Genomic DNA, 14,099 nt, shown 5'->3' on the forward strand with positions numbered 1-14,099 from the left:
CGGCGCGGGCGGGCCTACACTGGTGGTGGCGCGAACATCGGCGGCAGCACGCTGCGGCACAGGCGGCGCGGCGGCCGCCCCACGAACGATATGGACGAGACTTCACGCATGAGCGAGACCGCTGAGTCCACGGGCGCCGCCGAGCGGGCCGGCGAAGCCACACAGCCCGCCGACGCGGCGCAGGCCGCGTTTGCACGATCCGACGTCTATGCGCGGTACCGGTCGCTGCGGGTGCAGCGGCACGCTCACGGCGTGCTCGAGGTCGTCATGAGCGGCGAGGGCGCCAACCGCAGCAACCTCGCCACGGCCGACGAACACATGCATCGGGAGCTTGCCGAGATCTGGCGCGACGTCGACCGCGACCCCGCCACGCGGGTGGCGATCATCCGCGGCGAAGGCAAGGGCTTCTCGGCGGGCGGCGATCTGGCGCTCGTCGAGCAGATGGCGGCCAGCCACGACGTGCGCACGCGCGTGTGGCGCGAAGCGCGCGAACTCGTCTACAACGTCATCAATTGCAGCAAGCCGATCGTCTCGGCGATGCACGGGCCGGCCGTGGGGGCCGGACTCGTCGCCGGGCTGCTCGCCGACGTATCGATCGCCGCGGTCGACGCGCGCATCATCGATGGCCATACGCGGCTCGGCGTGGCGGCGGGCGACCATGCTGCCATCGTCTGGCCGCTCCTGTGCGGCATGGCCAAGGCGAAGTATCACCTGCTGCTGTGCGAGCCCGTGAGCGGCGCCGAGGCGGAGCGCATCGGGCTCGTCTCGCTCGCGGTCGAACCGGCCGATCTGCTGCCGAAGGCCTTCGAAGTCGCAACACGGCTGGCGCTCGGCTCGCAAAGCGCGATACGCTGGACGAAATATGCGCTGAACAACTGGCTGCGGCTGGCCGGGCCAACCTTCGACACGTCGCTCGCGCTCGAATTCATGGGGTTCTGCGGACCGGATGTGCAGGAGGGAATTCGCTCGCTGCGCGAGCGGCGCGCCCCCGAATTTCCCGACGAGGCCGGCGCGCTCTGAGCAGCGCGGCTGTACTGGCGCGCGTGCCGGATCAATCACCGAACAACCGATGGACGATGGAGGCTAGAGCCAAATGACCGAAACCGCCGGCGACAAGCCGTTCCCAGGTTTTCCGGGCTTCCCGCCCGCCGAGATGCTCGACAAGATGTGGGACATGATGCGCCTGACGCCGTTCGGCTCGGCCTTCCCGGGCATGCAGCCGGGCACGGCTCAGGGCTTCCCCTCGCCGCTCTCCGCGATGTCGGACATGATGACGCCGCTCATGAGCGTGGAGGAACTCGACAAACGCATCACCGATATGCGGGCCGTCGAGCAATGGCTCAAGCTGAATCTCAACATGCTGCAGTCGGCGATTCAGGCGCTCGAGGTGCAGCGCGCGACGCTCGCCACGCTGCGGGCATTCGGTGCCTTCGCGCAGGCATCGATGACGCAGCCGCCGGCTGACGAGGCGTCGTCATCGTCGTCGACGTCGACGTCGAGTGCGTGGGGCGGCGCGTGGGCCGGCTCGGATACGAAGGCGCCCGGCACCTCGGGCGGCTCGGACAGCAAGGCCGGGGCGGCAGGCGAGAAGGCCGATCCGGAGGCACAGGAGGCACAGGGCACCGCATCGGCCTCGACACCGCCCGGCTTCGACCCCTCGCCCTGGTGGAATCTGCTGCAGTCGCAGTTCAATCAGCTGGCTGCGTTTGCCATGACCCAGCCGGGCCCGGATGTTGCGGGCTCCCAAACCGACGGCGGCGGCGCGGCGAAGGCCGGGCGCGCCGGCAATGACAATGGCGGCGGCGCCCGCGGCAAGGCCGGCGGCAGTTCGGGCCCGGCCGCCGCGAAGGCTCGGCCGGCCCACAAGAAGGCGGCTTCGGCCCGCAAGACGGGCAAATCGGGCGGAGCCACCGACAAGTAACGGCGAAAGAAGTGGCGAAAGAAGCGGTGAAAGAAGTGGCGAAGACGGAAACGAAGACGAACGGCGAAACCGCGTCGGCCGCACGGCCGAGGCGAGCGCAGCGGGGCGGGTAGAGGTGAGACTGGCGCTGATTTTCATGGGCGGCGGCGCACGGGCCGCCTATCAGGCGGGGGCGTTGAAGGCACTCGCGGAGTTGGCCCGCGAAGTCGAGCCGGGCCGGCGCGCGTCGCCGTTCACGATCATTTGCGGCACGTCGGCCGGTGCGATCAATGCGACGTCGATCGCAAGCCATGCCGACGATTTTGCGCACGGCGCCGATCTGCTGGTCGATTTCTGGTCGAACATCGAAGCCCGTCAGGTTTATCGCACCGACTGGCGCGGCGTGGCTGCCGCCGGTGCGCGCTGGCTGGCGGCGATGTCGTTCGGCTGGGCCGTGCGCAGCTCGCCGCGGGCGCTCTTCGACAACAGCCCGCTTGGCGATCTGCTCGAAACCGGGCTCGACTTCGGGCGAATCGGCGACGTCCTCGACACGCGCGCGCTGCATGCGCTGTCGATCTCCGCGCTCAGTTATTCGAGCGGCCGGCATTTGACGTTCTATCAGGCGGCCGAGCCGATCAAGCCGTGGCGGCGTGCACAGCGCACGGCGCGCATGGTGAGGCTCACGCCCGCGCATCTGCTGGCATCGTCGGCGATACCGCTTCTTTTTCCGGCTGTGCCGCTCGAACTCGACGGGCAGACCGAGTACTTCGGCGACGGCTCGATCCGGCAGATTGCCCCGCTGAGTCCGGCCATCCATTTCGGCGCCGAACGTATCGTCGTGCTGGGCGCGGCCGCGCCGCGGCCGGAGATTCCGGTGGCGGCGCACACGGTCAGCAGCTATCCGTCGCTCGCCCAGATCGGCCAGCAGGTGCTCGCGAGCGTGTTTCTCGATGCCATCGGCGCCGATATCGAGCGCATCGAGCACATCAACGGGATGATTCACCATTTGCCGCAGCAGGTGGAGCCCGAGAGCGGCTGGCGCCATGTGGACGTGCTGCCCGTCGCGCCCTCCGAGCGCATCGAGGTGCTGGCCGCGCGGCATCTCAAACGCCTGCCCCTCACGGTGCGCGGGCTTCTTGGGGCGGTGGGCGGCAACCGGGCCGCGGGCGCCTCGTTTGCGAGCTATCTGCTCTTCGAGGCGGAGTTCGCGCGCGAGCTGATCGACCTCGGATACCGCGACGCCATGACGCATCGCGACAGGTTGTCGCACTGGATCGCGCTCGGGTCCCGCTCGGGCATGAGCGGCGGCGACCGTGTGCCGACGCATGCGGAGGCGCCGGGTGCGCGGGCTGCGCGCTGAAGACGAGAGACGAATCTTTCGGTCTGCTTTCGTCGTTTTTGTGTCAAGGTTCGCATGCTATCATTCGAAAGCTTCCGATCTGTGGGCGAACACAAAAACCATGATCGCGGCAGTCCGTTGCGCCGCCGTCCGCCGGAACACGAAAGAGAGGTTCGGTGCTCGGGCGAGGTTTTCCCGAATGCCATCGCAACCGACATCGGCCGGCGACGATCGTGCCGCTCGGGTGGGCGGACGGCTCGGCCAGATCCATGGGCCCGGGCATCGCGCCGCGGCAATTACCGCGTAAAATCGCAAATTTCCCTGCTTCGGTGCGCCTATTGGTGCATTCGCAGCAATAGTTGAAGACACACGAATACCAGTCGCAATGGGCAGACGAGGGGTGGGAAGATGAACACCATGCTTTATCCGGAACTTTACAGGTCGCTTGAATCGGTCCGCTGGGATATGGAAAAGGACATCCCCTGGGACAAGTTCGACGCCTCGCTGCTCACGCACGAGCAGGCGACGACGATCAAGATGAACGCGATCACCGAGTGGGCCGCACTGCCCGCGACGGAGATGTTCCTGCGCGACAACCACCACGACAGCGATTTCTCGGCATTCATGAGCGTCTGGTTCTTCGAGGAGCAGAAGCACTCGCTCGTGCTCATGGAGTACCTGCGTCGCTTCAAGCCTGAACTCGTGCCCACGGAGGAAGAACTGCACGCCGTGCGCTTCCAGTTCGATCCCGCGCCGCCGCTCGAAACGCTGATGCTGCACTTTTGCGGCGAAATCCGCCTCAATCACTGGTATCGCCGCGCCGCGGAATGGCATACCGAGCCCGTGATCAAGCACATCTACGAAACGATCTCGCGCGACGAAGCCCGCCATGGCGGCGCCTACCTGCGCTACATGAAGAAGGCGATGGTCAACTGCGGCGATGCCGCGCGTGCCGCTTTTGCGAAGATCGGCGTGTTGATGGCCTCTGCCCGGCGCACGGAAAAACCGCTGCACCCGACCAACCTCCACGTCAATCGCGACCTCTTCCCGCGCGACACGGTGCAGTCGCGCCTGCCCGACCCGGACTGGCTCGAGCACTGGCTCGACGAGCAGATCCGCTTCGACGACGGCTGGGAGAAGAAGGTCGTCGAGCGTATCCTGCACAACCTCTCTGTGCTGTTCGAGCGCACATTCACGACGGCGCAGGAACTCAATCGCTACCGCAAGGAAATCGCGGCGCGTTTGCAGGCGCAGCAAGGTCCCGGCGAACACCAGCCTGCGTGACGCCGCCGTGCCGGTACGCCGGCACGCCAGCCCAACCGATCACGACTGTTCATGTCTGTTTCGTTCGAACGCAAGATCGTCACACGTGACGCGCTCGCCGCGCGTCGCGCTTCGCTGCCCGCGCCGGTCGTCTTCACGAACGGCGTGTTCGACATCCTCCATCGCGGGCATGTCACCTATCTCGAGCAGGCCAGGGCGATGGGAGCCTGCCTCATCGTCGGCGTCAACAGCGACGCTTCCGTGCGCATGCTCGGCAAGGGCGACGATCGCCCGATCAACCGCGACGAAGACCGCATGGCGCTGCTCGCCGCGCTGGAAAGCGTCGATTGGGTCGTGCGGTTCGAGGAAAAGACGCCGATCGGCTTGATCGAGGCGTTGCGCCCCGACATCCTCGTGAAAGGCGGCGATTACGACATGGACGCGCTGCCCGAATCCGCGCTCGTGCGTAGCTGGGGCGGCCGCGCGCTCGCGATCGCCTTCGAGCATGAACGCTCGACCACGGCGCTCTTGAAGAAAGTCCGCGCCCACGGCGCGTAGCGGCCCGCGCACCTCGCGCGGGCACGGCGGCTTGTCGGGTCGCCTGCTTATTTCCTTATTGCCTTTGCCTGCCGGTTGCCTGGCGGTTACGTGCTGGTTGCGGGCCTGCCGCAGGGCCGGTTATTGCGTAAGCGGCGAGGCCGCGACGTCGGGCGTAGGCGCCGGCCTGCCCACGATGGCCTGTTCCCCCGCGTCAGCCGCCGAGATCGGTTTTGCTTTCAGCCATTCGGGGTGGACCTGGCGGTTCAGGTGATTCGGTTCGCGCTGGCCCGATGCGGGCAACGGACCGAACATGCCGCTTGCCAGCGCGAATGCCACCGCATTGGCCAGAAATAGAATCACGATCAGCCAGCGCAACATCGGTGTTCTCCGTCGTTCGTGAAAGAAGGGCGTCTCACTGCGCCGCCGGGGCCGTCTCCTGCGCGGCGATCACAGCGAGCCCGGCCAGCACGAGCGAGTCGTGCCGCGTATAAGGTACCGTCAATGCGCTTGCCACCTCCTGTGCCGCGCCGCCACCGATGACGAGCCGCACGGGCGCGTTCCAACTGCGGCTGAGTTCGTGCCACGCGCGCTCCACCAGCCCGGTCTGGGCGAGCAGCGCACCGGCCGAAATCGCATGCCGCGTATCCGTCGCAAACCACTGGTGCACGAAGACCTCGCTCGCAAGCTCGCGCGCGGAATCGGTCGCGAGCGTCGGCAATTGCGCCGTGTGCTCGCCGAGCGAGCGCATCATCAGCGACCACCCCGGCGCGATCAGCCCGCCCGTGAAAACGCCGTCGGCCCGCAGCGCTTCGAGCGTCGTCGCGGTGCCGAACGTCGCAATGAGCACGTTCTCTCGCGCAAACGCGGCGCGCGCGCCGATGAGCGCGGACCATCGATCGCTGCCGAGCCGGGCCGGCTCGGGATAGCAGTTGGTGACGCCGCATTGCGTGCGCCGCGCGCTCACCGCCGTGCGCGGCAACCGGGGCCAGACATGTTCGATCAGCGCGTCGAGCCGCGCTTCGACCGCGGCGCCCGCGACGTTCGAGACCCAGGCGCTGCCGGGCCGGACAGCCAGCCCCGCCCAATCGGGTTCGGCATCGAGACTGCCGTCCTGGTCGTCGCCGGCGTGGGCGAACGAGCCCGAGGCAAGGGTGGTGCCGGCGGCGTCCACGAGTGCCCACTTGATTCGGCTGTTGCCCGCATCGACGAGCAGAAACGGTGCGGCCTTCATGGCGACGAGGGTGCGCACGGCGCTGACGCCAGCCGCAGCGAAACGTCGCCTGTGGCGATGACTTCCACGCCTCGTCCGGTATCGAGCAGCAATTGTCCCATCGCATCGACGCCGAGCGCTATGCCGTGTGCCACCACCCGGCCTTGCTCGATGAGCGCGACTTCGCGGCCGGCATAGGCATGCAGCGCTGCCCAGCGCTGCGCGAACGGCGCGAAGCCCTCCGCGCCAAAGCGGTCGAGCATGGCGCGCAACGCGGGCAGTACGGCCGCCAGCGTGTCCGTGAGATTGGCGTCGGGCAACAACTGCGAGAGTGCGGCTGCCGTCTTCGGCGGTGCCTGCTCGGGCGCATCGGTGCTTGCGGCGGCCAGCTCGGCTGCGAGCGCCTCGTCGGGCCGCACGTTGATGCCGATGCCGATCACGGTAGCGGTGGCCACCGGCGTGCTCCATGCCGTCTCGACGAGGATGCCGGCGAGTTTGCCTTCGTCGAGCAATACGTCATTCGGCCATTTGAGCCCTATGCGACTCGCTTGCCGCGCGTCGAGCCCAGGCAGTTGCCGCAGCGCCTCGGCGAGGACCGTGCCGGCCGCGAGGCTGAGCCCCGCAAGGCCCGCGAGCGGCCGCGGCACGATCGTCGCCACGGAGAACATCAGTGCGTGCCCCGGCGTGGCATGCCAACGCCGCCCCTGGCGGCCGCGGCCGGCCGTTTGCCGGTAGGCGGCGCGCACGGCGAAAAAACCCGGCACGGCTTGGTCGCGGGGCAGCGATTTGAGGCGCTGCATGAGGTCGGTGTTGGTCGAACCGGTTTGCGCGGCGATATCCAGCGCATCGGCGGCCAGGGGCGGCTGGACATGCCCGAGCGCGCGTGCGCGATCGATTTCCCAGTTGCTGGCCTGCGTGTGCGGCGAATCGAGAGGGGTAGGGTCAGTCATGACGCGTATTGTAGTGGTCCTCGCCCGCGACGAGGCGCCGCTTCCCCAATGCTACTGCGATCCGCGTGCGGGCTGGATACAATGGCCTCTCAGTACATACCGGGCCGCCCCAAGTGTACCGAGCCCCCTTGCGAGGGCGAGCTTTGCGAGCGTGGGGCATTTTATTTCAGCGACAGGACCGTTTGCCCTTGGACTTCGACACTCCGCCCGGCTTGCAGCTCTCGACCGGCAGTGCCGGGCAGCGCATCACGCTGTCGGGCCAGTGGACGGCGCTCGCGCTTGCGCGCGATCGCGCGCGCGCCGGTGCGACGAAGCGGCTCGTCGCGTTGCGCGGCAACACCTCGGCGCACTGGGATTTGTCAGGCGTGGTCCGCATGGACCACGTTGGCGCGCAGGCGCTCTGGAGCGTCTGGGGCAGAGCCATGCCCGAACACGTCACGCTGACGGAGACACAGCACGAGATCTTCACGCGCATTGCGTTGCTCGAGACGCAGCGCGAGGAGCCGGAGCCGGTCGTGCGCGTGGATCCGATCACGGCGCTCGGCGAGGCGATCTTCGCGTTTGCCGACCACGTTTATGGCGGCATCGCGATGTTCGGCCGCGTCGTGCTCGATGCGCTCTCGGTGTTGCGCCGGCCCGCGAGCGCGCCCTGGACCGAAATTTCCGCCAATGTCTATCACGCCGGCACGCAGGCGCTGCCGATTACCGCGCTCGTCGCGTTTCTGATCGGCATCGTGCTCAGCTACCTGTCCGCGCAGCAGTTGCGGCTTTTCGGCGCCAATCAATACATCGTCAACATCCTCGGGTTGTCGGTGATCCGCGAGCTCGGGCCCGTGCTTTCCGCCATTCTCGTGGCGGGCCGCTCCGGCTCGGCCATCACCGCGCAGATCGGCGTCATGCGCGTGACCGAAGAGCTCGACGCGATGAGCGTGATGGGCATCCCGCACGGGCTGCGCATCATCCTGCCGCGCGTCGTCGCGCTTGCCGTGGCCATGCCCTTGCTCGTCATGTGGACGAACATCGTCGCGCTGACGGGAGGCGCACTCGCGGCGCAATTCGCGCTGGGTATCGACATGAATTACTTTGCACGGGCACTGCCGCACGTCGTGCCGATCGCGAACCTCTACATCGGGCTCGGCAAGGGGGTCGCGTTCGGCATGCTGATCGCGCTCGTTGCCTGCCATTTCGGGTTTCGGGTCAAGCCGAACTCGCAAAGTCTCGGTACGGGTACGACATCGTCGGTCGTCTCGTCGATTACCGTGGTGATCCTCGCCGATGCGGTATTCGCCATCATCTTTCAGAGCGTGGGGCTCTGATGACCGCGCCGCTTACCGCCGCCGTGCGCGATCGCCCGCCACCGGCGATCGCCGAGAACGTGATCGAGGTGCACGATCTCACGAAGCGCTACGGCAGCAATATCGTGCACGAGCACCTGAACCTGAACATCCGGCGCGGCGAGATCATCTCGATCGTCGGCGGCTCGGGCTCGGGCAAGACCACGCTCGTGCGTCAGATCCTCGGGCTCGAAGCACCGAGCGCGGGCACGATCACGCTCTTCGGAGAAAACCTCGCGACGATCGACGCGCAAGCGGCGCGGCTCATGCGCAGCCGCGTCGGCATGCTGTTCCAGCACGGCGCGCTCTTTTCGTCGCTGTCCGTGTTCGACAACGTGGCGCAGCCGTTGCGCGAACTCGGGCGCGTGCCGCCCTCGCTTCTGCACGACTTCGTCATGCTCAAACTGGAAATGGTGGGGCTACCCTGCAAGCACGCGTCCAAAATGCCAGCGGCGCTTTCGGGCGGGATGGTCAAGCGGGTCGGCATTGCGCGCGCACTCGCGCTCGAGCCCGAGCTGCTCTTTCTCGACGAGCCCACCGCGGGCCTGGATCCCCAGGCATCCGAGGAGTTCGTCGAGCTGATCGCCACGCTGCATCGGGCGCTCGGGCTGACGGTCGTCATGATCACGCACGATCTCGATACGATGACGGCGCTCTCGACGCGCGTGGCCGTCATCGCGGAACGCAAGGTGCTCGTGGCGGCTCCTGTCGAAGAGGCGGCCGGCGTCGATCACCCGTTCATTCGTGAATTTTTTCTGGGCCGGCGCGGCCGGCGCGCGCTGCAGGCGCTGCCACCGGAGCGGCGAGCGAAGCTTCCGGCCGCCGCGCTCGAGGCGGCGTCGGCCCAGGTGCCGCTATGACGATGCGTCACGCGGTACCTGTTCGGCGGTAACGGCGCGATGCGTCAAGGAAACGGGCAATGGAAAACAAGTCACATGCGTTCTGGGCCGGCATTTTCGCGATAGGGCTGACGCTCGCTATCGCGCTCGCCGTCCTGTGGTTCAACCTCGATCGCGCCGTGCGCGTGCCATACGACCTCATTTCGCGCACGAGCGTGACGGGGCTCACGACGGACGCGGCCGTGCGCTATCGGGGGCTCAACGTCGGCAAGGTGCAGTCGATCCGCTTCGATCCGCAGCATCCGGGGCAGATCGTGATTCGCATTCTCGTCGACAAGAGCGCACCGATTACGCATTCGACCTTCGGCAGTCTCGCGCTGCAAGGCGTAACGGGCCTCGCTTTCGTGCAGCTCGACGACGACGGCACCGATCCCACTCCAGTGCCTTCCTCGTCGAAGCACGTCGCGCAGTTGGAGATGCGCCCCGGGCTGCTCGATCAATTGCAGCAGCGCGGCGGCGCGCTGCTCAACGAACTGCAGAGCGTGGCCGCGCGGGCCAATGCCATGCTCTCGCCGGAAATGAGCGCGCAGCTCATGGCGACGGCCGAAAGCCTGCAGCGCACGGCCGATGCGGTCACGGCGCTTGCTCGGGATGCAGGGCCCGCCGCGAAGGCGCTGCCGTCGACAGTCGAGCAACTGCATCGCACGCTCGCGTCGACCGACGCGCTCATGACGGCGCTGAATTCGCGCAGCGGTCCGCTCTATACGAATCTCGACAAGATCGGCGGTGCGGCGGACCGTGCCGGCGCCGCGGTCGGGCGGATGGACACGTCGATCGAGGCGATGTCGGCACGCATCGAGTACGACATGCTGCCGCGGGTGGTCACGCTCGCGGGCGACGTGGGCGGGGCGGCCCGCTCGATCGATCGTGCCGCCGGCGTGTTCAGCTCGAGCCCGAGCAGCGTGCTCTTCGGCGTGCGGCCGCCCGCGCCCGGCCCGGGCGAAGCGGGCTTCGTGTGGCCGGGTACGGCCGCCGCCGCCCATTGAAGTCACGTGCTTTCTTGAAGGAAATGTGTCCCATGTCAGGCTTCATCGACCGTCTTCTCTCTTCGGGCCGGCATCTGGCCGGGGCGATGGCTCCGCGCGCGTCGGCCCTGCTTGCGATCGCGGCCGCCTCGGTGCTCGCCGGCTGCTCGCTCGCGCCGCCCGCCGCCGTCTCCGACGTACGCTACGATCTCGGCCCCGCGCCCGCCGCGCCGGCGAGCGCCGCACCGCTGCCGCCGGTGCGCCTCTTCGACGTTCGTGCCATGCACGCGCTCGACAGCAATGCGATTCTTTACCGGCTGAGCTACGTCGATCCGCATCGTGCCTCGACCTACGCGCACAGTCACTGGACGATGGCGCCCGCGGCGTTGCTCTCGCAGCGGCTGCGGGCGGCGCTCGCGGCGCGCGGCGCCGTGCTCTCGGGCGGGGAGGCCGTCGCGGCGCCGCTCTTGACCGTCGATCTCGAGCAGTTCGAGCAGGTTTTCGACGGGCAGGACGAGAGCCATGGGGCGCTCACCGCTCGCGCGACGCTCACGCGAGAGGGACGGGTGCTCGCTCAGCATACGTTCGTCGCACGCGCCCCGGCTGCGGCGCAAAGCGCGGCCGGCGGCGTCGGGGCGCTCGCGGCGGCAAGCGATCAGTTCATCGCGCAGCTCGTGGCCTGGCTGCGCATGCAGACGTTCGTTGCCGCTCAGTGATGCGGGCCCCGCGCCGGCCGGCTCATTCGAGGTGAGCGGAAGTGGGAGCGGCGTGAAGAGGCTCGCGAGCGGGTATTGGCGCCGCTCGCTATAATCGGCCGGGCTGATCTGGCGGGGCACTGCGCGCCCGTGGCCGGGCGGGGCGCGTCTTCGGGCATGCGTCGCCCGACGGTTCCTTCATTGCACGCGATCATGGATTCCTTCTTCAAATACCACGTTTTTTTCTGCCTCAACCAGCGCGCACCCGACGCCGATCGTCCGAGCTGCGGCAACTGCAATGCCGAAGCGATGCAGGAGTACGCGAAACGGCGCGTCAAGGCGCTGGGGCTCGCGGGCCCCGGCAACGTGCGCATCAACAAGGCCGGCTGTCTCGACCGCTGCGAGCAGGGGCCGACCGTCGTCGTCTACCCCGAGGGCACCTGGTACACGTACATCGACGAATCCGACATCGACGAAATCGTGGAGTCGCATCTGAGGGACGGCAAGGTCGTCGAGCGGCTCAAGATCGACCGCTAGCCGGATAACGCGCGCATGAACGCTCAAACGAAGAAATTTCTGATCGACGGCCCGGCAGGCAGGATCGAAGTCGCCCTCGATACACCGGATAGGCCGGCGCGCGGGCTGGCCCTGGTCGCACACCCGCATCCGCTTTTTGGCGGCACGATGGACAACAAGGTGGCTGTCACCCTCGCGCGCACGCTCGTGCAACTGGGCTACATCACCTATCGCTCGAATTTCCGGGGCGTAGGACAGACCGAGGGCGAGCACGACAACGGCATCGGCGAGCGCGAAGACCTGATGGCCGTCCTCGCGCATATGCGCGCCGAGCCCGGGCAAGCGTCGCTGCCGCTCGTTCTGGCGGGCTTTTCGTTCGGCACCGTGGTGCTTTCGCACGTGGCCGCGCGGCTGCGCGAGGCCGGGGAGGCGATCGAGCGTATGGTGTTCGTCGGCACCGCGGCGAGCCGCTGGGACGTCGCGCCCGTGCCCGAAAACACGCTCGTCATCCACGGCGAGCAGGACGAGACCGTACCGCTCATCGCGGCGTTCGACTGGGCACGCCCGCAAGAGCTGCCCGTCGTGGTCGTTCCCGGCGCCGAGCACTTTCTGCATCGCAAGCTGCACATTCTCAAGCGCATCGTCGTCGACGCCTGGCGATAGGGCGCGCGTGGCCCTTCATGGCCGGCGCCGATCGCTTTTGCGCACGCGGGTGGGCACGAATCGCCTATCCGACGTGACGCGCCGCGTATAATGGACGCAATTTTTTTGCGCGGGCGGTGGTGCGTGTCTTCGAACCGTTGCCGCCAGTGCCCGCGAACCGAATGAGTTGCCGCCAGTCCAACGCACGCCGCGTGGCTGCGGCGCTTTCCCGTTGCGCGTCCACGCGCAAGCAAAGCTGACCTCTCTCGCACTCGCACGAATTCGTCCTATGCGCTTCTCTCGTTCCGGCATGCCGCCCGTTGTTTCGTCTTTCATCAGTCCGTCGATCGCTCGCGCCGTGCCGCTCGCACTGGCCACGGCCGCCACGTTGGCGGCCGCGAGCTATGCGTCCGTCGCATCGGCACAGGTGCCGCCTCCGGCCGTGACGGCGCGCTCATGGGTGCTCGTCGATGCGACGGCGAACCAGGTGCTGGCCTCCGGCAATGCGGACGAACGGGTCGAGCCCGCGTCGCTCACGAAGCTGATGACGGCCTACCTCGTATTCGAGGCCCTGCATACGAAGAAGATCTCGATGGATCAGGTCGTGACCCCGAGCGCAGCCGTGCGCCGCGTGCGCAACGACGAATCGCGCATGTTCATCGAGGCCGACAAGCCCGTGACGGTGCACGATCTCGTCTACGGCATGATCGTGCAGTCGGGCAACGACGCGGCCATCGCGCTGGCCGAACTCGTCGGCGGCTCGGAGTCGCACTTCGTCGAAATGATGAACGCCGAAGCGCAAAAGCTGGGGATGAAGAACACGCACTATGCCGACGTGAACGGCATGCCCGACCCGCAGCACTACACGACGGCGGCCGATCTGGCCACGTTGTCCACGCACCTGATTCGCGACTACCCCGATTACTACAGCATCTTCGCGGTGAAGGAATTCACCTATAACAAGATCAAGCAACCGAACCGCAATCGTCTGCTTTGGCTCGACCCTACCGTCGACGGTTTGAAAACCGGGCATACACAGGCGGCCGGCTACTGCCTGATCGCTTCGGCCAAGCGCCCGCTGCAAGGCGTGTCCGGGGCGTCGCGCCGGCTCGTGAGCGTAATCATGGGCGAGCAAAAGGAGCATGAGCGCGTGCAGGACAGCATGAAAATGCTGAACTACGGCTACAGCGCCTACGATACGGTGCGCCTCGTGAAGGCGAATCAGACCGTGCAGACGCCGCGTGTCTACAAAGGTGCGCTCGACAGCGTGCCGGTGGGCGTGAAGAGCGATCAGTACATCACCGTACCGCGCGGTATGAGCGACAAGATCAAGCAGCAGGTCGTCGTCAATACGCCCGTGGTCGCGCCGATTGCCGACGGTCAGCCGCTCGGCAGCGTCCAGATCGTCGCGGATGGCAAGACGCTTACGCAATTCCCTGTGGTCGCGCTGCAAGCCGTACCGCAGGCGGGCATCGCGGGCCGCGTCTGGGACTCGTTGATGCTGATGTTCAGCAAGAAGTGACCGTAAAGTAGCGGATGGGAGTGGAGCAAATGAGTCCGGTCAACGAATCGCTGTTCGAGTTTCCGTGTGACTTCCCCATCAAGGTGATGGGCAAGTCGCACCCCGATTTCCACGAGACGATTGTGACCGTTGTCCGCCAGTTCGATGCCACGTTCGACGCCTCGCGCGTCGAGACGCGACAATCGGGCGGCGGCAACTACGTCGGCCTCACGGTAACGGTGCGCGCGGTCAGCCGCGAGCAGCTCGACGACATTTACCGCGCGCTCACCGGCCACCCGATGGTATCGGTGGTGCTCTGAGTCCCAGGCGGGCTTCGTTCTTCCG

The 14,099-nt window shown here is 67.1% G+C and carries 16 protein-coding genes; 13 read left to right on the forward strand and 3 right to left on the reverse strand.

Going from position 1 to position 14,099, the window contains the following annotated elements; genetic code table 11:
* Positions 1 to 108: 108 nt before the first annotated feature.
* From U0034_RS11660 to rfaE2, 5 genes are all read left to right on the forward strand, one after another.
* A complete protein-coding gene (locus U0034_RS11660) occupies positions 109 to 1,020 on the forward strand; it encodes an enoyl-CoA hydratase/isomerase family protein (RefSeq protein ID WP_085227767.1) in 912 nt (303 codons plus the stop codon).
* A 73-nt stretch (positions 1,021 to 1,093) separates the two neighbouring features.
* Positions 1,094 to 1,921, forward strand: a complete 828-nt coding sequence (locus tag U0034_RS11665) for a PhaM family polyhydroxyalkanoate granule multifunctional regulatory protein (RefSeq protein ID WP_085227768.1) — start codon at positions 1,094 to 1,096, stop codon at positions 1,919 to 1,921.
* Between the two features lie 115 nt (positions 1,922 to 2,036).
* Positions 2,037 to 3,260 carry a patatin-like phospholipase family protein gene (locus U0034_RS11670; protein ID WP_085227769.1) on the forward strand — a complete coding sequence of 408 codons (1,224 nt, stop codon included), beginning with the start codon at positions 2,037 to 2,039 and terminating at the stop codon, positions 3,258 to 3,260.
* A gap of 396 nt (positions 3,261 to 3,656) precedes the next feature.
* Positions 3,657 to 4,523: a ferritin family protein gene (locus U0034_RS11675; protein ID WP_176072600.1), complete on the forward strand. Its 867-nt coding sequence runs from the start codon at positions 3,657 to 3,659 to the stop codon at positions 4,521 to 4,523.
* A gap of 51 nt (positions 4,524 to 4,574) precedes the next feature.
* The gene (rfaE2, locus tag U0034_RS11680; RefSeq protein WP_085227771.1) at positions 4,575 to 5,060 is read left to right on the forward strand and encodes a D-glycero-beta-D-manno-heptose 1-phosphate adenylyltransferase; all 486 of its coding nucleotides are present in this window, start codon (positions 4,575 to 4,577) and stop codon (positions 5,058 to 5,060) included.
* 120 nt (positions 5,061 to 5,180) lie between these two features.
* Here the strand turns inward: rfaE2 and U0034_RS11685 are convergent, their stop codons facing one another.
* Genes U0034_RS11685 through U0034_RS11695 form a run of 3 tightly spaced genes read right to left on the reverse strand, consistent with a single transcriptional unit; the run spans position 5,181 to position 7,202 of the window.
* On the reverse strand, positions 5,181 to 5,420 hold the full coding sequence (locus tag U0034_RS11685; RefSeq protein WP_085227772.1) for a hypothetical protein: 240 nt from the start codon (positions 5,418 to 5,420) through the stop codon (positions 5,181 to 5,183).
* Positions 5,421 to 5,454: 34 nt separating this feature from the next.
* On the reverse strand, positions 5,455 to 6,273 hold the full coding sequence (locus tag U0034_RS11690) for a type III pantothenate kinase (protein ID WP_085228096.1): 819 nt from the start codon (positions 6,271 to 6,273) through the stop codon (positions 5,455 to 5,457).
* Positions 6,270 to 7,202 (reverse strand): biotin--[acetyl-CoA-carboxylase] ligase, encoded by a 933-nt coding sequence (locus U0034_RS11695; protein WP_085227773.1) that lies wholly within the window; start codon positions 7,200 to 7,202, stop codon positions 6,270 to 6,272. The genes U0034_RS11690 and U0034_RS11695 overlap by 4 nt, the downstream gene beginning before the upstream one ends.
* A gap of 113 nt (positions 7,203 to 7,315) precedes the next feature.
* Here U0034_RS11695 and U0034_RS11700 point away from each other — a divergent pair, with 113 nt between their 5' ends.
* From U0034_RS11700 to U0034_RS11735, 8 genes are all read left to right on the forward strand, one after another.
* A complete protein-coding gene (locus U0034_RS11700; protein ID WP_386092155.1) occupies positions 7,316 to 8,518 on the forward strand; it encodes an MlaE family ABC transporter permease in 1,203 nt (400 codons plus the stop codon).
* Positions 8,518 to 9,396, forward strand: a complete 879-nt coding sequence (locus U0034_RS11705) for an ABC transporter ATP-binding protein (RefSeq protein ID WP_085227775.1) — start codon at positions 8,518 to 8,520, stop codon at positions 9,394 to 9,396. Before U0034_RS11700 ends, U0034_RS11705 begins: the two co-directional genes overlap by 1 nt.
* Before the next feature lie 59 nt (positions 9,397 to 9,455).
* On the forward strand, positions 9,456 to 10,421 hold the full coding sequence (locus U0034_RS11710; RefSeq protein WP_085227776.1) for an MlaD family protein: 966 nt from the start codon (positions 9,456 to 9,458) through the stop codon (positions 10,419 to 10,421).
* Positions 10,422 to 10,453: 32 nt separating this feature from the next.
* Positions 10,454 to 11,116 carry an ABC-type transport auxiliary lipoprotein family protein gene (locus tag U0034_RS11715; RefSeq protein ID WP_085227777.1) on the forward strand — a complete coding sequence of 221 codons (663 nt, stop codon included), beginning with the start codon at positions 10,454 to 10,456 and terminating at the stop codon, positions 11,114 to 11,116.
* A 192-nt stretch (positions 11,117 to 11,308) separates the two neighbouring features.
* Positions 11,309 to 11,632 carry a (2Fe-2S) ferredoxin domain-containing protein gene (locus U0034_RS11720; RefSeq protein ID WP_085227778.1) on the forward strand — a complete coding sequence of 108 codons (324 nt, stop codon included), beginning with the start codon at positions 11,309 to 11,311 and terminating at the stop codon, positions 11,630 to 11,632.
* A gap of 15 nt (positions 11,633 to 11,647) precedes the next feature.
* Complete coding sequence (locus U0034_RS11725; protein WP_085227779.1) at positions 11,648 to 12,274, forward strand: alpha/beta hydrolase; 627 nt, start codon at positions 11,648 to 11,650, stop codon at positions 12,272 to 12,274.
* Between the two features lie 268 nt (positions 12,275 to 12,542).
* Positions 12,543 to 13,775 (forward strand): D-alanyl-D-alanine carboxypeptidase family protein, encoded by a 1,233-nt coding sequence (locus tag U0034_RS11730; RefSeq protein ID WP_085227780.1) that lies wholly within the window; start codon positions 12,543 to 12,545, stop codon positions 13,773 to 13,775.
* Between the two features lie 29 nt (positions 13,776 to 13,804).
* A complete protein-coding gene (locus U0034_RS11735) occupies positions 13,805 to 14,074 on the forward strand; it encodes a DUF493 family protein (RefSeq protein WP_085227781.1) in 270 nt (89 codons plus the stop codon).
* Positions 14,075 to 14,099: the final 25 nt, after the last annotated feature.

The sequence above is a fragment of the Trinickia caryophylli genome (genome assembly GCF_034424545.1).
Lineage (GTDB): Bacteria > Pseudomonadota > Gammaproteobacteria > Burkholderiales > Burkholderiaceae > Trinickia > Trinickia caryophylli.